Annotated in this window: 15 protein-coding genes; 7 read left to right on the forward strand and 8 right to left on the reverse strand. The window is 68.1% G+C overall.

The window, feature by feature from the left end:
* Positions 1-11 precede the first annotated feature (11 nt).
* The 7 genes from AC07OZ_RS22125 (at position 12) to AC07OZ_RS22155 (ending at position 10,539) form a co-directional block, all read left to right on the forward strand.
* Positions 12-845: a cytochrome C assembly family protein gene (locus tag AC07OZ_RS22125; protein WP_495469223.1), complete on the forward strand. Its 834-nt coding sequence runs from the start codon at positions 12-14 to the stop codon at positions 843-845.
* Positions 846-921: 76 nt separating this feature from the next.
* Positions 922-1,239 (forward strand): PP0621 family protein, encoded by a 318-nt coding sequence (locus AC07OZ_RS22130; RefSeq protein ID WP_495469224.1) that lies wholly within the window; start codon positions 922-924, stop codon positions 1,237-1,239.
* Positions 1,240-1,253: 14 nt separating this feature from the next.
* Positions 1,254-3,002, forward strand: a complete 1,749-nt coding sequence (locus AC07OZ_RS22135; RefSeq protein ID WP_495469225.1) for a sensor histidine kinase — start codon at positions 1,254-1,256, stop codon at positions 3,000-3,002.
* Positions 2,992-4,641, forward strand: a complete 1,650-nt coding sequence (locus AC07OZ_RS22140) for a sigma-54-dependent transcriptional regulator (RefSeq protein WP_495469226.1) — start codon at positions 2,992-2,994, stop codon at positions 4,639-4,641. The genes AC07OZ_RS22135 and AC07OZ_RS22140 overlap by 11 nt, the downstream gene beginning before the upstream one ends.
* Before the next feature lie 674 nt (positions 4,642-5,315).
* Positions 5,316-8,252, forward strand: a complete 2,937-nt coding sequence (locus AC07OZ_RS22145; RefSeq protein ID WP_495469227.1) for a ribonucleoside-diphosphate reductase subunit alpha — start codon at positions 5,316-5,318, stop codon at positions 8,250-8,252.
* Between the two features lie 282 nt (positions 8,253-8,534).
* Complete coding sequence (locus tag AC07OZ_RS22150; RefSeq protein ID WP_377160204.1) at positions 8,535-9,707, forward strand: ribonucleotide-diphosphate reductase subunit beta; 1,173 nt, start codon at positions 8,535-8,537, stop codon at positions 9,705-9,707.
* A gap of 220 nt (positions 9,708-9,927) precedes the next feature.
* A complete protein-coding gene (locus tag AC07OZ_RS22155; RefSeq protein WP_495469228.1) occupies positions 9,928-10,539 on the forward strand; it encodes a histone in 612 nt (203 codons plus the stop codon).
* A gap of 73 nt (positions 10,540-10,612) precedes the next feature.
* Here AC07OZ_RS22155 and AC07OZ_RS22160 read toward each other — a convergent pair whose 3' ends face one another.
* The 8 genes from AC07OZ_RS22160 to mtgA all read right to left on the reverse strand — a co-directional run bounded on the left by AC07OZ_RS22160 (position 10,613) and on the right by mtgA (position 17,863).
* Positions 10,613-12,157, reverse strand: a complete 1,545-nt coding sequence (locus AC07OZ_RS22160) for a zinc-ribbon and DUF3426 domain-containing protein (RefSeq protein ID WP_495469229.1) — start codon at positions 12,155-12,157, stop codon at positions 10,613-10,615.
* 148 nt (positions 12,158-12,305) lie between these two features.
* On the reverse strand, positions 12,306-13,202 hold the full coding sequence (gene prmA / locus AC07OZ_RS22165; protein WP_495469404.1) for a 50S ribosomal protein L11 methyltransferase: 897 nt from the start codon (positions 13,200-13,202) through the stop codon (positions 12,306-12,308).
* A 156-nt stretch (positions 13,203-13,358) separates the two neighbouring features.
* Positions 13,359-14,708, reverse strand: a complete 1,350-nt coding sequence (gene accC / locus AC07OZ_RS22170) for an acetyl-CoA carboxylase biotin carboxylase subunit (RefSeq protein WP_088406404.1) — start codon at positions 14,706-14,708, stop codon at positions 13,359-13,361.
* A gap of 11 nt (positions 14,709-14,719) precedes the next feature.
* Positions 14,720-15,187: an acetyl-CoA carboxylase biotin carboxyl carrier protein gene (gene accB, locus AC07OZ_RS22175; protein WP_495469230.1), complete on the reverse strand. Its 468-nt coding sequence runs from the start codon at positions 15,185-15,187 to the stop codon at positions 14,720-14,722.
* A gap of 86 nt (positions 15,188-15,273) precedes the next feature.
* Entirely contained in the window at positions 15,274-15,726 is a 453-nt protein-coding gene (gene aroQ / locus AC07OZ_RS22180) for a type II 3-dehydroquinate dehydratase (protein ID WP_495469231.1), read from the reverse strand.
* Between the two features lie 167 nt (positions 15,727-15,893).
* Positions 15,894-16,457 carry a TlpA family protein disulfide reductase gene (locus AC07OZ_RS22185; RefSeq protein WP_495469232.1) on the reverse strand — a complete coding sequence of 188 codons (564 nt, stop codon included), beginning with the start codon at positions 16,455-16,457 and terminating at the stop codon, positions 15,894-15,896.
* Positions 16,458-17,054, reverse strand: coding sequence for a hypothetical protein (locus AC07OZ_RS22190; RefSeq protein ID WP_495469233.1), 597 nt, complete (start codon positions 17,052-17,054; stop codon positions 16,458-16,460).
* A gap of 62 nt (positions 17,055-17,116) precedes the next feature.
* Positions 17,117-17,863 carry a monofunctional biosynthetic peptidoglycan transglycosylase gene (gene mtgA, locus AC07OZ_RS22195; RefSeq protein WP_495469234.1) on the reverse strand — a complete coding sequence of 249 codons (747 nt, stop codon included), beginning with the start codon at positions 17,861-17,863 and terminating at the stop codon, positions 17,117-17,119.
* Positions 17,864-17,873 lie beyond the last annotated feature (10 nt).

Below are 17,873 nucleotides of genomic sequence, written 5' to 3' on the forward strand. Positions count from 1 at the left end.
ACACTTTGCAGATGATTTTATCGTCCGCCTCCGCCGAGCCCAGCGGCCTGCTCCTCGCCGCCCTCAGCGCCGCCGGGGCGCTGGCCTATGCAGCCGCCGCCGTCTTCGCCCATCGGCGGCCCCGCACCTGGCGCGCGGTGCTGGTCCTGGCCTGGCTGCTGCACCTGGCCGCGCTGGTCGTGGACATCGGCGGCATCGGCGCCGCGCCGGTCAACGGCGGACATGCGGCGCGCTTCGGATTCGCGCCGTCGCTGTCGATGACCATCTGGCTCATGATCGGCGTCTACCTGGTCGAAAGCCGCTTCCTGCCGCTGCCCTCGGCGCAGCGGCTGCTCAGCGTGCTGGGGCTGGCCGTGATGCTGGTGGCCTGGGCCTTTCCCGGCGAATACCGTCCGCAGGCGGGTTCGCCGCTGGCGCCGCTGCACTGGGCGATGGGTCTGGCGTCCTATGGCCTGTGCGGCGTGGCGGTGATGCACGCGGTGATGCTCAATCGCGCCGAGCGCCAGATGCGTTCGCAGAAGGGGCAGGGCGCGCCCGCATTCGGCACACCGCTGCTGCGGCTCGAGCGTCTGACCTTCCAGTTCGTCGGCGCCGGGGTCGTCGTGTTGTCGATCGCGCTGCTGCTGGGCGTTGCCTTCACGCCGCAATGGCGCTGGGACCACAAGACCTTGTTCGCCGTGCTCGGCTGGATCGTGCTGACCGGGCTGCTCACCGGCCGCCGCGTGTTCGGCTGGCGCGGCAAGCGCGCCACGCGCTGGCTGTATTTCGGGGCCGCGCTGCTGCTGCTGTCCTATGCCGGCTCGCGCTTCGTGCTCGAAGTCGTGCTGCAGCGATCACCGGTCTGATCGCAGATCGCCCCGTGATGTTCCTCCCTTCGATCCATTCGTCGATCCACTCGTCGATCCTTTCGACTGCCTCATCGTGATCAAGCTCCTCTTCTGGATCGTCCTGCTGGCGGTGATCGCCTTCATGCTTGGCTTCAAGCGCGGGCGGCCCGCCTCGCGCGAGGAGCGCGGCCCGGCGTCACCGCCGCCGGCCGCGCCCGCATCGCCCGCGACGGCCACGCGCGAACTTGAATCCATGGTGAGCTGTGCCGAGTGCGGCACCCATCTGCCCGCCGGCGAGGCGGTGCCCGGTCGCGGCGGCCAGTTCTGCAGCGTCGCGCACCGCGCCGCCCACGAGGCCCGCCTGGACGCGGCCGCGGCGGAACGCGCCCGCGGCGGCGGTCCCGGGGCTTGACCGCCGGAGCGCGCATGGCCACCAACGAGGCCCGCGGCGCCATCAGCGCCAGCACCATCCAGCGTCTGTACCGCGCCTTCATGGGCGCGCGCGCGGCGCTCGGCCTGGCGCTGCTGGCCACGCAGTCGCTGGCCGGGCTGATGGGCGCGCGGCCGACCGGCTGGGTCGCCTTGCTGGCGCTCATCTACGGCGTGCAGACGGTGCTGGCGTGGCTGCTGCCGCGCTGGTTCGGCGGTGGCGAGGCCCCGCCCAAGGATCGCGCCGGCCTCAGCGCGCGCCAGTTCCTGGTGAGCATCGGCGCCGACCTGATCCTGTTCACCGGTCTGCAGCTGCAGGACCCGGGTGGCCCCTACGGCGCGCTGTTCTTCATGCCGGCGCTGATGGCCGGCGCGCTGCTGCCGCGCCTGCGGGCGCTGGGTTGCGCCGCGCTGCCCAGCCTGGTGCTGCTGATGCTCTCCGGCTGGGCCGTGCTGAGCGAGCGCGACGGCGCCCTGCGCATCAGTCAGGCGGGCCTGCTGGGCTGTGGCCTGTTCGTCGTCACGCTGCTGTCCAACGAGATCGCCTCCCGTCTGGCGCGCGAGGAACGCGCCGCGCGCGGCAGCCTCGAGTACGCCCGCCAGCAGGCCGACCTCAACCGTCTGGTGATCGAGGAGATGGAAGAGGGCGTCCTCGTCGCGGACCGCCGCGGGTTGGTGCGCACCGCCAATCCGGCGGCGCGCGCGCTGCTGGCCGAGGGCGCCGCGCTGCGGTCGGGCGCGTTCCGGCTCGACACGACGCCGGCCTGGAAGCCGCTGCTGCGCGCGATCGAGAAAGCCTTCGGCGGCGAGCAGTGGCCTGAGTCTGGCCGCGACCTGGTGCTGGACTTCGGCCGCGGCAAGCAGCGCTCGCTGCGCGTGCGGATGCGCTTCACGCAGCGGCCGGTGGACGGCGACGACCTGTGCGTGCTGTTCCTCGAGGACAACCGGATGCTCGAGGCGCGCAACCGCCAGGAGAAGCTCGCCGCGATGGGGCGCGTGTCCGCGGGCATCGCGCACGAGATCCGCAATCCGCTGACGGCGATCGCGCAGGCCAACGCGCTGATGGCCGAGGACCTCGCGGACGATCCGCGGCTGGAGCCGCTGACGCGGATGGTGACGTCCAACGTCGAGCGGCTCAAGCGCCTGGTCGACGACGTCATGGAGGTCGCGCCCGGCATCGCGCCGGTGTCGCTGACGCTGGCCGCCGCGCCGCTGGTGCGCGAGTACTGCGCCGACTGGGCCGCGACGCAGCGCCTGCCCGAGGGCGACGCCAGCCCGCTGCGCATCGAGATCTGGCGGGACGGGCTGCTCGTGAGCTTCGAACCCGAGCATCTGCGCCGGGTGCTGATCAACCTGCTGGACAACGGCCTGCGCCATGCGCGACCCGGGCCGGGCTCGTTGCGCGTGCAACTGGGCGAATCGGACGAGTGGGTGCGCCTGTCGGTGTTCAGTCGCGCCGAGGCCATACCGCCCGAGGTAGAGCGGCATCTGTTCGAACCCTTCTTCTCGACGCGCAGTCGCGGGTCGGGTCTCGGCCTGTACATTTGCCGCGAGCTGTGCGAACGCCACGGCGGTCGCATCAGTTACCACCGCCATGCCGCCCCCACGGGCGGCCCGGCGGACGCCGAAGCCAACGAATTCCGGGTGCTGCTGCCCCGGCCGGTGACGCCGGCCGGCGTGCTGGCCTCGATCCCGTCCGCGGGACCGGATTCCTATTTCCCTGACACCGAACTCCATGAGCGCTGATCCCCGCCTGCTGGTCATCGACGACGAGCCCGACCTGCGCACCCTCTACGAGATGACGCTGCTGCGCGAGGGCTTCACCCTGGACAGCGCCGGCACCGTCGAGGACGCGCTGGAGTTGCTCGGCTCGCGCCGTTATGACGCCGTCATCACCGACATGCGGCTGCCCGACGGCAGCGGGCTGGACATCCTGCGCTGGCTCGAGCAGCAGGGCCGCAGCGAGCGTGCGCTGGTGATCACCGCCTACGGCTCGGCCGAGAACGCGGTCGAGGCGCTCAAGGCCGGCGCCTACGACTACCTGACCAAGCCCGTCGACCTGCGCCAGTTCCGCATGGTCGTCTCGTCGGCGCTCGGCCGCGCGTCCAAGACCGAAGGCACGGCGCCCAAGCCGTTCTCGTCGGCGCCGCCGGCGGTGGCCTCGGGTGGCGTGGCCATCGGGTCGGCGGGCGTGCCTGCGCGCGGAATGGCTGCCGAGGCGGGGGGCGACGCATTCGCGCCGACCGCGCCGGGCAGCTTCGACATGCTGCCTCCGGTGGATGCGCCCAGGCCCGGCACGCCGGAACGGCGCAAGACGCCGCGCCCCACGCCGCCGCTGACCGGATCCAACCTCGCGCTGGAGCGGCTGGTCGGTGACTCCGCGCCGATGCGCCAGGTGCGCGAGTTGATCGAGAAGGTCGCGCGCAGCATGGCGCCGGTCCTGATCAACGGCGAGTCGGGGACCGGCAAGGAGCTGGTCGCGCGCGCGATCCACGACGTCAGCGCGCGCCGCCCGCAGCCCTTCATCGCGGTGAACTGCGGCGCGATTCCGGAGCAGTTGCTGGAGGCCGAGTTCTTCGGTTATCGCAAGGGCGCTTTCACCGGCGCGAGCGAGGACCGCGAGGGCTTCTTCCAGGCCGCGCAGAACGGCACGCTGTTCCTCGACGAGATCGGCGACCTCCCCATCGCGATGCAGTCCAAGCTGCTGCGCGCGCTGCAGGAGCGCTCGGTGCGGCCTGTCGGCGCCGTGGCCGAGATCCCGGTCAACGTGCGCCTGCTCAGCGCCACGCACAAGGACCTGACGGCGGAAGTCGCCGGCGGCCGCTTCCGGCAGGACTTGTATTACCGGCTCAACGTCATCCAGATCCGCGTTCCGCCGCTGCGCGAGCGCATGGAGGACCTGGCGCCGATCAGCGCACGGATCCTGCTGCGCATCGCCGCCGACGCCGGCGTGGCGCCGGTGCCCGCGCTGACCTCGGCCGCCCTGGCGACGCTGTCGCGTTACAGCTTCCCCGGTAACGTGCGGGAGCTCGAGAACCTGCTGCACCGGGCGCTGGCGCTGTCCAGCGGCGACGGCATCGATCTCGCCGACCTCGGTCTGCCCGACAGCGTGCTGGGCCCGGACGATGCGCCGACCGACGCCGCCTTCGGCGGCGTCGACCCGGCGCTGTCTGGGACCCTGCCTGCCGAGGTGGCGGGCGGCGCGCCGCTGCCGTCGGACCTGGCGGCCTACCTGGACGAGGTCGAGAAGCAGATCCTGCTGCGTGCTCTCGAGCGTCATCGCAACAACCGGACGGCAGCCGGTGCGAGCCTGGGCCTGTCGCTGCGCCAGATGCGGTATCGAATGGCCCGACTGGCCATCTCGATCGGCGGCGACGAGTCCTGACCCCAGGGCCCGCAGTCAATCACCGGCGATGGGGCCGGAGCGATGCTGGGGGTTCGCGGACGCGATGCCCCCTGCGTCGTGGAGAGCCCGCGCTTGGCGACCCGCAGTCGGGCGGTCCCAGGCACGCGCTTTCCATCTTCGTTTGCGCGAATTGCGACCATGACCCCACCGTCGGTGGCGACTAGGGGAAGGTCCTGATCGGGACTTGTCCTACCCCCTGGGGACACCCCGCGAAGTCGTCATCGAATTGCCATCGTGGCAAGCGCAGCAGCCATGGGCGTTCGCGGCGCATTCGGGCCGCCAGCCCGCGTCAATCCTGGCGCTCCGGACACGATGCGCGAATCCATCGGGGGTGTGCGGGGTCAGGTCTTCCGGCTAGCCCAGCGGGTGTCGGCAGTCAAGCGGGGACGACGCTACCGCTAGTTCCTTGAAGGTCCCGTGACCACTAGATATAGTGTTTTGCATGCTATCCTGCTGACTTCGCAAACACGGCGATGAATGCTCCATCAGAAGTCTTGTCCGCAGTGCCGGCCCCCCAGCCGGAGGAACGGAATCACCAAGCCAAGGCGCATCTTCAGCATCGCGAGCACCACCTGACCCCCTGATGTTTGGCCCTTCGGAAAAGCCGGGCCGGGCGCAGCATTTTTTGTTTTCCAGACCAGAACGAGGATCCCATGCAGACAGTCGCCGCCACACCGACCGCTGAAACGGGCCTGGCGCAGGCTCCCCGCGAGTCCGCCGCCGCTTCGGCCAGCTTCCCGCAGCACCAGATCATCCGCCGCAACGGCGCGGTGGTGCATTTCGAGCCCAGCAAGGTGGCGGTGGCGATGATGAAGGCGTTCCTCGCGGTGCACGGCACCAGCGGCGCCGCCTCCGCCAGCGTGCGCGAGACCGTCGACGCGCTGACCGACGCCGTGACCCGCGGCCTGCTGCGCTCGCGCCCGGCCGGCGGCACCTTCCACATCGAGGACGTGCAGGACCACGTCGAGCTGGCGCTGATGCGCGGCGGCCACCATGAAGTGGCGCGCGCCTACGTGCTGTACCGCGAGCGCCGCACGCAGGAGCGTGCCCGCCAGGGCGAGCAGCAGCAGGCCGCCGTGCTGGAGTCCGGCATCTCGGTGACCGAGAACGGCGTGCGCACCCCGCTCGACCTGAACAAGCTGGCCGCGCTGATCGCGTCGAGCTGCGAGAACCTGGGCGCCGACGTCAAGCCGGACCCCATCCTGGCCGAGACCAAGCGCAACCTGTACGACGGCGTGCCGATCGACGAGGTCTACAAGGCCGCCATCCTGGCCGCCCGCACGCTGATCGAGAAGGATCCGGGCTACACGCGCGCCACCGCCCGCCTGCTGATGCACACGATCCGCCGCGAGATCCTGGGCGAGGACGCGACGCAGGCCGAGATGGCCACCAAGTACGCCGACTACTTCCCCGGCTTCATCAAGAAGGGCGTGCAGGCCGAACTGCTCGACGAGAAGCTGCAGCAGTACGACCTGGTCAAGCTGGGCGCCGCGCTGAAGGCCGAGCGCGACCTGCAGTTCGACTACCTGGGCCTGCAGACGCTGTTCGACCGCTACTTCCTGCACGTCGACGGCACCCGCATCGAACTGCCGCAGGCCTTCTTCATGCGCGTCGCGATGGGCCTGGCGCTGGGCGAGATCGACCGTGAAGCCCGCGCCATCGAGTTCTACGAAGTCCTGTCGACCTTCGACTTCATGAGCTCCACGCCGACGCTGTTCAACGCCGGCACGCGCCGCTCGCAGCTGTCGAGCTGCTACCTGACGACGGTGGCCGACGACCTGGACGGCATCTATGAAGCGCTGAAGGAAAACGCGCTGCTGTCGAAGTTCGCCGGCGGCCTGGGCAACGACTGGACCCCGGTCCGCGCGCTGGGTTCCCACATCAAGGGCACGAACGGCAAGTCGCAAGGCGTGGTTCCGTTCCTGAAGGTCGTGAACGACACGGCCGTCGCCGTGAACCAGGGCGGCAAGCGCAAGGGCGCCGTCTGCGCCTATCTGGAGACCTGGCATCTGGACATCGAGGAATTCCTCGAGCTGCGCAAGAACACCGGCGACGACCGCCGCCGCACGCACGACATGAACACGGCGAACTGGATTCCCGACCTGTTCATGAAGCGCGTCATCGAAGGCGGCGACTGGACGCTGTTCAGCCCGTCCACCTGCCCGGACCTGCACGACCTGTTCGGCAAGGCCTTCCAGACCGCCTACGAGGCGTATGAGGCCAAGGTCGACCGCGGCGAGCTCAAGCTCTACAAGCGCATGCCGGCCCGCGACCTGTGGCGCAAGATGCTGACGATGCTGTTCGAGACCGGCCATCCCTGGATCACGTTCAAGGACGCCTGCAATGTCCGCAGCCCGCAGCAGCACGTGGGCGTGGTGCACTCGTCCAACCTGTGCACCGAGATCACGCTGAACACCAACGACAACGAGATCGCGGTCTGCAACCTCGGCTCCGTCAACCTGGCGCAGCACGTCAAGGACGGCAAGATCGACCAGGAGAAGCTGAAGAAGACGGTGTCGACGGCGATGCGCATGCTCGACAACGTCATCGACATCAACTACTACGCGGTCAAGAAGGCGCGCGACTCGAACCTGCGCCACCGTCCGGTCGGCCTGGGCATCATGGGCTTCCAGGACGCGCTGTATCAGCTGCGCGTGCCGTACGCCTCCGACGCCGCCGTCGAGTTCGCCGACCGTTCGATGGAAGCCGTCTGCTACCACGCCTACTGGGCCTCGACCGAGCTGGCCGCCGAGCGTGGCCGCTACAGCAGCTATCGCGGTTCGCTGTGGGACCGCGGCATCCTGCCGATCGACTCGCTGGACCTGCTGGCCGAAGCCCGCGGCGGCTTCGTCGACGTGGACCGTTCGTCGACGCTGGACTGGGACGCGCTGCGCGCCAAGATCGCCCGCGACGGCATGCGCAACAGCAACTGCGTGGCGATCGCGCCGACGGCGACGATCTCCAACATCATCGGCGTCGACGCGTCGATCGAGCCCTGCTTCGGCAACCTGTCGGTGAAGTCCAACCTGTCGGGCGAGTTCACCGTCGTGAACGAGCACCTGGTCCGCGACCTCAAGAAGCTGGGCCTGTGGGACGACGTGATGGTCATGGACCTCAAGCACTTCGACGGTTCGCTGCGCCGCATCGACCGCGTGCCTGAAGAGCTGAAGCAGCTCTACGCGACCGCGTTCGAAGTCGACACCGTGTGGCTGGTCGAAGCCGCCGCGCGCCGCCAGAAGTGGATCGACCAGGCGCAGAGCCTGAACATCTACATGGCCGGCGCGTCGGGCAAGCGTCTGGACGACACCTACAAGCTGGCGTGGCAGCGCGGTCTGAAGACCACCTACTACCTCCGCACGATGGGTGCGACGCACGCCGAGAAGAGCACGGTGCAGAACGCCGGTCAGCTCAATTCGGTGAGCAGCGGTGCCGGTGGTCTGAGCGCGGCGCCTGCCGTCGTCGCGCCGATTTCCGTCGCTCCGATCGCGGCGGTGACCGCGTCGGCAGTGCCGGATCTCGGCGACGCGACGCCGGCCACCGACGTCACGTTCTGCGCGATCGACGACCCCGGTTGCGAGGCCTGCCAGTAAGTCGAAACAGGAGGTGTCGGCGTCACGCGCCGACACCTCCGACGCTCGCGATGCGAGTGTTCATCGATGTTTGCGGCGATCGGCGATTTTCTCCGCGACGCCCGCAAGCGATCGATGAACGCTTGATACGACGCTCCGCCGCGCTCACGAAGAGGCGCGCAGCACACGGTCCCACGCGACGAATGCGATGCGGACCAGCAACAGCGAAGCCGCGTCAAAGTCAAGAAGTCCTTTGTGTTTGAACACAACACTCCGATAATCCGCGACCATAGGAAGACCACCATGCTGGTTTGGGAAGAAGACCGTAAATCCTCGAGCAACGCGCCGCAGTCGGGCGCATCGATCCACGCAGCGACGCCCGCCGTCGCGCGTGATGCCGCCACCGCCGCGGCTGGCTCGGTGTCCTCTTCTGAATCGACGACCAGCACCGCGAGCGAGCGCCGCGTGAACGTCGCCGACAAGCGCATCATCAACGGCCAGACCGACGTCAATCAGCTGGTGCCGTTCAAGTACAAGTGGGCGTGGGAGAAGTACCTCGCCACCTGCGCGAATCACTGGATGCCGCAGGAAGTGAACATGTCGCGCGACATCGCGTTGTGGAAGGACCCGAACGGTCTGACCGACGACGAGCGCCGCCTGATCAAGCGCAACCTCGGCTTCTTCGTCACCGCCGATTCGCTGGCCGCCAACAACATCGTGCTGGGCACCTACCGCCACATCACGGCGCCCGAAGCCCGCCAGTTCCTGCTGCGCCAGGCCTTCGAGGAAGCGATCCACACGCACGCGTATCAATACATCGTCGAGTCGCTGGGCCTGGACGAGAGCGAGATCTTCAACGCCTATCACGAGGTGAAGTCGATCCGCGACAAGGACGAATTCCTGATCCCGTTCATCGACGCGATCATGGATCCCAACTTCGTCACCGGCACGCCCGAGAACGACCAGACGCTGCTGAAGTCGCTGATCGTCTTCGCCTGCCTGATGGAAGGTCTGTTCTTCTACGTCGGCTTCACGCAGATCCTGGCGCTGGGCCGCCAGAACAAGATGACCGGCGCCGCGGAGCAGTACCAGTACATCCTGCGCGACGAGTCGATGCACTGCAACTTCGGCATCGACCTGATCAACCAGATCAAGCTCGAGAACCCGCACCTGTGGACGCCTGAATTCCGCGCGGAGATCAAGGCGCTGTTCCAGAAGGCCGTGGAGCTCGAGTACCGCTACGCCGAAGACACCATGCCGCGCGGCGTGCTGGGTCTGAACGCGGCCATGTTCAAGGGCTACCTGCGCTACATCGCGAACCGCCGTGCGACGCAGATCGGCCTGGAGCCGCTCTTCCCGAACGAGGAAAACCCGTTCCCGTGGATGAGCGAAATGATCGACCTGAAGAAGGAACGCAACTTCTTCGAGACGAGAGTGATCGAATACCAATCGGGCGGCGCCCTGTCCTGGGACTGAGTCCCGGTGCGGAGCGACCCTCGAGCATTGTTTGTTGAAGAAGAGATCAAGATTGGCGATGCACCCTGAGACCGACGCAGAAGCGGCTCAAGCGCATCGCACCCCGATTCACCGCACCGCGGAGCGCAACTCCCGCGCGTCGTGGGCGGTGAATACCTGCACCGGCATCAACCGGTTGATGACGGGCAGGGCTATTTCCACTTGATCAAGGAGAACTGAAATGGCAACTGCGAAGAAGGCCGCTCCGGCCAAGAAGTCGGCTCCGGCCAAGAAGGCCGCCGTGAAGAAGGCTCCGGCCGCGAAGAAGGCCGCTCCGGCCAAGAAGGCTCCGGCCACCAAGAAGGCCGCTCCGGCCAAGAAGGCTGCTGCGCCGGCGAAGAAGGTCGCTGCGAAGAAGGCAGCTCCGGCGAAGAAGGCCGCTCCGGCGAAGAAGGCTGCTGCCGCGAAGAAGGCGGCTCCGGCGAAGAAGGTTGCAGTGAAGAAGGCTGCACCGGCGAAGAAGGTTGCTGCCGCCAAGAAGGCTGCACCGGCCAAGAAGGTCGCCGCCGCCAAGAAGCCGCCCGTGAAGGCGACTGCTGCCAAGGCTGCGAAGCCCGCTGCGAAGAAGGCTGCTCCGGCGAAGAAGGCCGCTGCTCCGAAGAAGGCTGCTCCGAAGGCCGCCGCGAAGCCTGCTGCGAAGCCGGCCGCAAAGAAGGCTGCTGCTCCGAAGAAGGCTGCCGCCAAGCCTGCCGCTGCCCCTGCCGCGAAGCCTGCCGCTGCTCCGGCTCCGGCCGCGAAGACCGCGCTGAGCCCGCAAGCCGCGTGGCCCTTCCCGACCGGCAACAAGCCCTGAGCTTGAACGATGACCGGGCCTTCGGGTCCGGTCCTCTCCAAACCCGGCTAACGCCGGGTTTTTTATTTTGGGGCTACGGGTAGAACAGCTCGACCGAGTAGCCGCTGATCTTCTGCGTGCCGCTGTCGAAGACCAGCTGCAGCTGCTGATCGGCGCCGGCGGGCAGCGATGCGCGACCTGCCTGCATCTCCGTCGGCGACAGCATGCGGCGCACGACGAGCACGCCGCTCGCATCGGTGAGGCTCAGATCCACCCACGGCTGCGCGACTTCCCAGTTGCTGCGGTTGCGCAGGCTGATGCTGAAGCGGTAGTGATTGCCGGCGCCGGCCGGGTTGAGGCTGCTGCTCTCGACGCTGAGGGCCTCGATGTGCTGCCAGGGCTTGATCTCCTGGCCCATCGCCTGCGCGACGGAGACCAGCACCGGTTTCGCGTCCGGGTACTGCGCGGCGATGGCTTCGCGCGCATGCCACAGCAACTGCCCCATCAGTCCGAGCGCCAGCACCGTGGCCGCGCCGCCGAGGGCGATGCGAACGCCGGGACGGTTCCAGCGGCGCGCCTCTTCAGCCTGGCGCATGAAGCTCGGCAACTGGTCCGGCATCACGCTCGGTGAACCTTGCGCGGAGGCCGCGTCGGCCATCGCCGCGCGGGCGGCCATCAACTCGGACTCGGCGGCGAGCACCGTCATCGTCGTCTCGGGGCTCTCCGCTGTCGCGCGATCGCGCCGACGTCTGAAGAGCGACCACGAGCGACGGGGCTTGGCGGCCTTCTTCGTCGGCTGCTTCGCCGCTTCCTTCGCGGACTTCCTGGCTGCAATCTTGGCGGCCTTCGCGGCGCGCTTGGCGTCCGCGACGGTGTCCTCGCCCGCCGTCATCATCGACGAGCTCGGTTCAAGCGAGGGCTCCTGGCCCGCCGACAGTTCATTCGCGCGCAGCTGCGCCGCGGTCGCTGGACTCAGCGCGAGCGTCACGTCCGGACGCTCGTCGTCGTCGATCATCGGCGGCGGCAGCTCGTCCTCCTCGAAGCGCATGCCCTTCGGTTCGGGCAGGTCCTCGCGGGGATCGGGGGCGGCTGGCGCTTCGAGGAAGGGCTCGCGGCGCGCCTCGAACGACGACTCGTCGAAGCGGGACGCGTTGAAGCGCGCGTCGACCACGTCGTCCGTGGGTCCCTCATCGGGCACGCGACGCGGCGGTGCGAAGGGGTTCAGCGATTCGTCGTCGGCGGCCATCCAGCCGCTGTCTCGCGGCGCCTGATGGTGATGGGGCGGGGGCTCGGGCGCGTAGACCGGAGGGGGGGCGAAGACGGGGGCCGGCGGCGGCGCCAGGGGCGCGGGGCGGCTCGGTGCGAAGTCGCCCGGATGCGGCGCGTAGGACTGCGGAGGTGGTGCGCTCGGCGTGGGAGCGGCCGCAGGCGCGCGGCGCTCGACCGGTGCCGGCTCGGCTGGCGCGTTCAGCGGCGGCCAGGGCGGCGGGCTGTCGCGCTCGAGGTCGAACAGCTGCTCGCGCGCGTCGAAGACCTCGGCACAGCGGCCGCAGCGGACCCAGCCCTCGGAGACGCGCAGCTGGTCCTGCACCACCCGGAAGATGGTGCCGCAGGTCGTGCAGCGGGTCGCGAGATTCATGGACGCGATGATGCCACGAAGCAGGGTCAGTCCTTGCCGCGAACACCCCCAGGTTGACACTCGGTCACCGGGTGGGCGAAGGCGGAGAACCGTCTGTTCATCGGGGCTGGCGGGCGGTGGTGGATGGCGATGTGGCCACGCGGAATCGTCAGGCCGCGCGTCGCGCGGTCATGAGGATCCAGCCGTCCTCGCTGTCCGCGACGTCGAGCTGGACGTGCGGCGCGTAGGCCGCTTTCAGCTCGTCGGCCTGGCGCTCGAGGATGCCGGCCAGCACCAGATGCGCGCCGGGGCGCAGGTGGTTGCACAGCAGCGGCGCCAGCAGCTTGAGCGGCGTCGCCAGGATGTTGGCCAGCACGACGGGGTACTCGCCCTGGGCGGCGTCCGGCATCGCGGCATTCAGCGTCACGCCGTTGTCCTTGGCGTTCTGCGTCGAGGCGATCAGCGCGGCCGGATCGATGTCGACGGCGTCGATGGCCTTCGCGCCGAACAGGCCGGCGGCGATCGCGAGGATGCCCGAGCCGCAGCCGTAGTCGAGCACGCGATCCCAGCCGGCCGCCTCGGCACCATGGCGCGCGATCCAGCGCAGGCACATGCGCGTCGTCGGGTGCGTGCCGGTGCCGAAGGCCAGGCCCGGGTCCAACCGCATGATCTGCTTCGCCTGGGCGGGCGCCTCGTGCCACGATGGCACGATCCAGAACTCCGATGTGATCTCGACCGGCGCGAACTGCGACTGCGTCAGCCGCACCCAGTCCTGCTGCGCGATGGTCTGGATAGCCTGGACGTGCACGTCCTCGGCCCAGTCCTGCGCGAGCAGCAGCGTCGCGGCCTCGGTCGCTTCCTCTTCGGTGGCGAACAGCGCCTTCACCACCGAACGATCCCAACCCGCGCGAGGCGCCGGCATGCCCGGTTCGCCGAACAGCGCGCGTTCGGCCGGCGTGTCGGCATCGGCGTCCTCGACGGAAACGGCCAGCGACTCCACCTCCATCAGCGCGTCGCTGACGGTCTCGACGTCCTCTTCGCGGCAGATGAGCACGAGCTCGTGCAGCAGGGGATCGTTGGCGTGGTCTTCGCTCATAGCGGCTCCGGGACTTCGATGAACTTCTGAAATGGAGAAGCCCTCAAGGCGGACTCTCGTCCACGCCTGAGGGCCTCGGTATTGTCGCTCAGCGATCGTGGCCGATCGCCGGCGAACCGTGCGGGGTCAGCGCTTGTGCGCGGCCATCCACTGTTCGAGATAGTGGATGTCGGTGCCGCCTTCGATGAACTTCGCATCGGCCATCAACTCGCGGTGCAGCGGGATGTTGGTCTGGATGCCTTCGATCACCGTCTCCGACAGTGCGATCCGCATGCGGGCCAGCGCCTGCTCGCGGGTGTCGCCGTGGACGATGATCTTGCCGATCATCGAGTCGTAGTTGGGCGGCACGAAGTAGTTGGTGTACGCATGCGAGTCCACGCGCACGCCGGGGCCGCCCGGCGGGTGCCACATCGTGATGCGGCCCGGCGACGGGATGAACTTGACCGGATCTTCCGCGTTGATGCGGCATTCGATCGAGTGGCCGCGCATCGTGATGTTGCGCTGCGTGAAGGGCAGCTTCTCGCCGGCCGCGATGCGGATCTGCATCTGCACGATGTCGATGCCGGTCACCAGTTCCGTCACCGGGTGCTCGACCTGCACGCGGGTGTTCATCTCGATGAAGTAGAACTCGCCGTCCTCGTACAGGAACTCGAAGGTGCCCGCGCCGCGGTAGCCCATCTTCTTGCAGGCCGCGGCGCAGCGGTCGCCCACGCGCTCGATCAGGCGGCGCGGGATGCCCGGCGCCGGCGCTTCCTCGATGATCTTCTGGTGGCGGCGCTGCATCGAGCAGTCGCGCTCGCCCAGCCAGACGGCGTTCTTCTGTCCGTCGGCCAGCACCTGGATCTCCACGTGACGCGGATGCTCCAGGAACTTCTCCATGTACACCTGCGGATTGCCGAAGGCCGCGGCCGCTTCGGCCTTGGTCATCTGCACCGCGTTGACCAGGGCGGCCTCGGTGTGGACGACGCGCATGCCGCGTCCGCCGCCGCCGCCGGCCGCCTTGATGATGACCGGATAACCGATCGCGCGGGCGATGCGGACGATCTCCTTCGGATCATCGGGCAGCGCGCCCTCGGAGCCCGGCACGCAGGGCACGCCGGCCTTGATCATGGCCTGCTTGGCCGAGACCTTGTCGCCCATGGTCCGGATGTTCTCCGGGGTCGGGCCGATGAAGGTGAAGCCGCTGCGCTCGACGCGTTCGGCGAAGTCGGCGTTCTCCGACAGGAAGCCGTAGCCGGGGTGGATCGCCTCGGCGTCGGTGACTTCGGCCGTCGCGATGATGGCCGGCATCGACAGGTAGCTCTGCGCGGACGGCGCGGGGCCGATGCAGACGGCCTCGTCGGCCAGCTTCACGTACTTCGCGTCGCGGTCCGCTTCCGAATACACGACGACCGACTTCACGCCCAGCTCGCGACACGCGCGCTGGATACGCAAGGCGATCTCGCCGCGATTCGCGATGAGGATCTTCTTGAACATCTAGTACCGCCTTACTCGATGACGATCAGCGACTGGCCGTATTCCACCGGCTGGCCGTTCTCGACCAGGATCTTGACGATCGTGCCGGACTTGTCGGCTTCGATCTCGTTCATGATCTTCATCGCCTCGATGATGCAGATGGCGTCGCCTTCCTTGACCTGCTGGCCGACCTCGGCAAACGCCTTGGCGTTCGGGCTCGACGCGCGGTAGAAGGTGCCGACCATGGGCGACTTCACGATGTGGCCGGTCTCGACGGCCGGGGCCGGAGCGGCCACGGGGGCCGGCGCGACGGCCGGCTGGGCGGCGGCCGGCGCGGCGGCGACCTGGGGCGCGGCCTGCATCATGGGCATGGCGGCCACGAGCGGCTGCCCATCGGACTTGACGATGCGCACCTTGCCATCGGCTTCGGTGATTTCAAGTTCAGAAATGTTCGACTCGGACACGAGGTCGATCAGGGTCTTGAGCTTGCGCAAATCCATAAGAACTCTCCAACGGGGATCGGTGATCGGTGGTGATCTTCGGTGATGTCTTCCGGCCCGCGACGACAGTCGACGGACCGCGGCGCTCAGGTGGACGAGGCTGGCCGGCTCAACTGCTGAATCGCGAACTGCAGGGCCAGCCGGTAACCGGCCGGACCCAGGCCGCAGATCACGCCCTCCGCGAGTGCCGACAGGTAACTGTGATGCCTGAACGGCTCGCGCTTGTGGATATTGGACAGGTGCACCTCGACAAAAGGCAGCGCCACCGCCGCCAGCGCATCGCGGATCGCGACGCTGGTATGCGTGTAGGCTGCCGGATTGATCAGGATGAAGCGCGTTCCATCGCGACCCGCCGCCTGAATGCGGTCCACCAGCGCACCTTCGTGGTTGCTCTGATAGCTCTCCAGGGCTACGCCGGCTTCCTGCGCGATCTGGCGAAGATCGGTGTCGATCTCCGCCAAAGTGGTCGCGCCATACACCCCAGGCTCGCGCGTGCCGAGCAGATTGAGGTTGGGGCCGTGTAGTACCAGGACTTGCATTCAGCGACTGGTCCCGCCAATTAGAGCGAAGACACTAGAAGCGTAAAAGGGTGGACTTTACGCGTTTTGAGACCAGATCCCGGCAGCAGCCCAAAAATAAAGAGCTTGACCGGTCTGGGGGCCACCGCTATGACCGACCACCGCTGCTTCTAGGGGTTGACCCGCAGTCAGGCTTTGATCGCGCGCGCCATTGCGCGCAGTTCCTCAAGATTCGTCGCGCCGAGTTTGCGCCAGATCGGTTCGCCTTGGGGACCGAAGGCGACGGTAAATGGCAGACCGCCCTTGGCGTTGCCCAAGGTCTTCGACAGGTCCGTGCCGGTGAATCCGGCCAGGGCCACCGGGAACTTCAGCGGGATCTTCTCCAGGAAACCGCGCACCGGCGTCGGCGCATCGACCGCCAGGCCGAGCACCTGCCAGCCCTGCGCGCTGAACTCGTCATGGAACTGGTTGATCTCGGGCAGTTCCTTGACGCAGGGCGCACACCAGGTCGCCCAGAAATTCAGCAGCAGCGGTTTGCCGCGCAGATGGGCGGCCGGCTGATAGGTCTTCTGATCGAGGGTGTCGAAGCTGGCATTCCAGAACGCCGCTGCCTCTGCCGAGAGCGGGCCTGCCGGCGCCCCGCCATCAGCGCCGCCACCGGCCTGCCTTTCATGATGAAGGGCGAGATACGTGCCCACACCCGCCGCCGCCAGGCCGGCGGCTCCCAATCCCAGAACAGCGCGTCGTTGCATTCAATCGTCCTTCGAATTCATCAGTTGGCGCAGGGCGGCGAGGTCGCCGCGTTCGGTCCGGCCCCGGGCGTCCGGCTTGAGCCCGCCGCGCAGGTCGTCATGGTCCAGGATGGTCAGGGCGATCGCGACGTGTTCGTTCAGCGCCCGGCAGGGGGCATCGAGGACCAACTGGTCCACCATCTCGCCCTTGGGATTGCGCGATTGACCGACGTCGAAGTCGATGCCCTGGTTCAGTAGCGCGATCTCCGCCGATTTGCTGTCATCGCAGTAGAGCTGCAAGTGGATGGGGGACAGCCGCGTGGCGGTGCCGCGCCAGACGGCGCCGGTCAGGTGGGGGCGGAACTCGGCGAGCCTTTCCATCCAGACGACGGCCAACTCGCGCAGCGCCTGCAATTCGGCGGGCTGCGTGTCGGCGCAGAAGAGCTCCAGATAGTCGCGGACCTGGTCCTCGAGCTCGTCGTTGCTGGGAAGCGCGGTGCGGGAGGGCAGTCCCAGCACTTTCAGCGCGCGGGACTTGGCGGGGCCGTATTCCAGGCCTTCTTCCACCACCAGCCGGGCAGCCGTGGCGGCGATCTCAATCGTCAGTTCGGATGTCATGGCGGTCTCCCGGCCCGGATCGGGCGGTCCGGAGGGCGCGTGAGGTACGCGAGCAAAGACGCTCAGGGTACCTCGACCGCGTTCATCCGGGCCTCGATGGTGCCAGCGCGGCCGACCACATAGGGCGAACCTGGGCGTTTCTCGAACCGCTTCGGCGCCGGCAGCATCACCGCCAGCCGTGCCGCCTGGTTCGGACCGAGCCGGGCGGCGTCGACGCGGTAGTAATGACGCGCCGCCGCCTGGGCACCGAAGACGCCTTCGCCCCATTCGACGTTGTTCAGATAGATCTCGAGGATGCGCTGCTTGCTGAGCATCGCTTCCAGCATCAGTGTCAGGACCAGCTCCTGGCCCTTGCGCGCCAGGTGGCGCTCGGAGTTCAGGAACAGGTTCTTGGCCAGCTGCTGCGAGATCGTCGATCCGCCGATCACCTTCGGGACGGGCGGCGGCTTGGCCGGATTGGTCTTGGCGAGCCGGGCGGCGCGCTTGTCGGCCTGCTCCTGCGCGCGCTGGTTCTTGTCCCAGGCCTTTTCGAGCGCGTCCCAGTCGACGCCGCCGTGCTCGTTGAAGCCGGCGTCCTCGCTGGCGATCACCGCGCGCTTGAGGTTGCGGCTGATCAGCGCGTCGTCGACCCACTGCTGGGACCAGAGGATCTGATGCTTCTCGCGCAGCAGCCGCATGGCTTCGGAACGCTGGAAGGTCGTCGACTGCGGCGACACGACGGCCATCAGCGCGATGCGCGCTGCAAAGAACAGCTGCAGACAGAGGACGCTGACCAGCAGCATCCCGGCGAGGCGCCAGAACTGTTTCATGCGTCGGGGC

The organism is Roseateles sp. GW821-FHT09G03 (assembly GCF_059416045.1).

Excerpts from the sequence above, each read along its gene's own strand:
- AC07OZ_RS22125 (WP_495469223.1), top strand. The coding sequence starts at position 12 with ATGATTTTATCGTCCGCCTCCGCCGAGCCCAGCGGCCTGCTCCTCGCC.
- AC07OZ_RS22135 (WP_495469225.1), top strand. The coding sequence starts at position 1,254 with ATGGCCACCAACGAGGCCCGCGGCGCCATCAGCGCCAGCACCATCCAG.
- AC07OZ_RS22140 (WP_495469226.1), top strand. The coding sequence starts at position 2,992 with ATGAGCGCTGATCCCCGCCTGCTGGTCATCGACGACGAGCCCGACCTG.
- AC07OZ_RS22145 (WP_495469227.1), top strand. The coding sequence starts at position 5,316 with ATGCAGACAGTCGCCGCCACACCGACCGCTGAAACGGGCCTGGCGCAG.
- AC07OZ_RS22150 (WP_377160204.1), top strand. The coding sequence starts at position 8,535 with ATGCTGGTTTGGGAAGAAGACCGTAAATCCTCGAGCAACGCGCCGCAG.
- AC07OZ_RS22155 (WP_495469228.1), top strand. The coding sequence starts at position 9,928 with ATGGCAACTGCGAAGAAGGCCGCTCCGGCCAAGAAGTCGGCTCCGGCC.
- AC07OZ_RS22160 (WP_495469229.1), bottom strand. The coding sequence starts at position 12,157 with ATGAATCTCGCGACCCGCTGCACGACCTGCGGCACCATCTTCCGGGTG.
- accC (WP_088406404.1), bottom strand. The coding sequence starts at position 14,708 with ATGTTCAAGAAGATCCTCATCGCGAATCGCGGCGAGATCGCCTTGCGT.
- accB (WP_495469230.1), bottom strand. The coding sequence starts at position 15,187 with ATGGATTTGCGCAAGCTCAAGACCCTGATCGACCTCGTGTCCGAGTCG.
- aroQ (WP_495469231.1), bottom strand. The coding sequence starts at position 15,726 with ATGCAAGTCCTGGTACTACACGGCCCCAACCTCAATCTGCTCGGCACG.
- AC07OZ_RS22185 (WP_495469232.1), bottom strand. The coding sequence starts at position 16,457 with ATGCAACGACGCGCTGTTCTGGGATTGGGAGCCGCCGGCCTGGCGGCG.
- AC07OZ_RS22190 (WP_495469233.1), bottom strand. The coding sequence starts at position 17,054 with ATGACATCCGAACTGACGATTGAGATCGCCGCCACGGCTGCCCGGCTG.
- mtgA (WP_495469234.1), bottom strand. The coding sequence starts at position 17,863 with ATGAAACAGTTCTGGCGCCTCGCCGGGATGCTGCTGGTCAGCGTCCTC.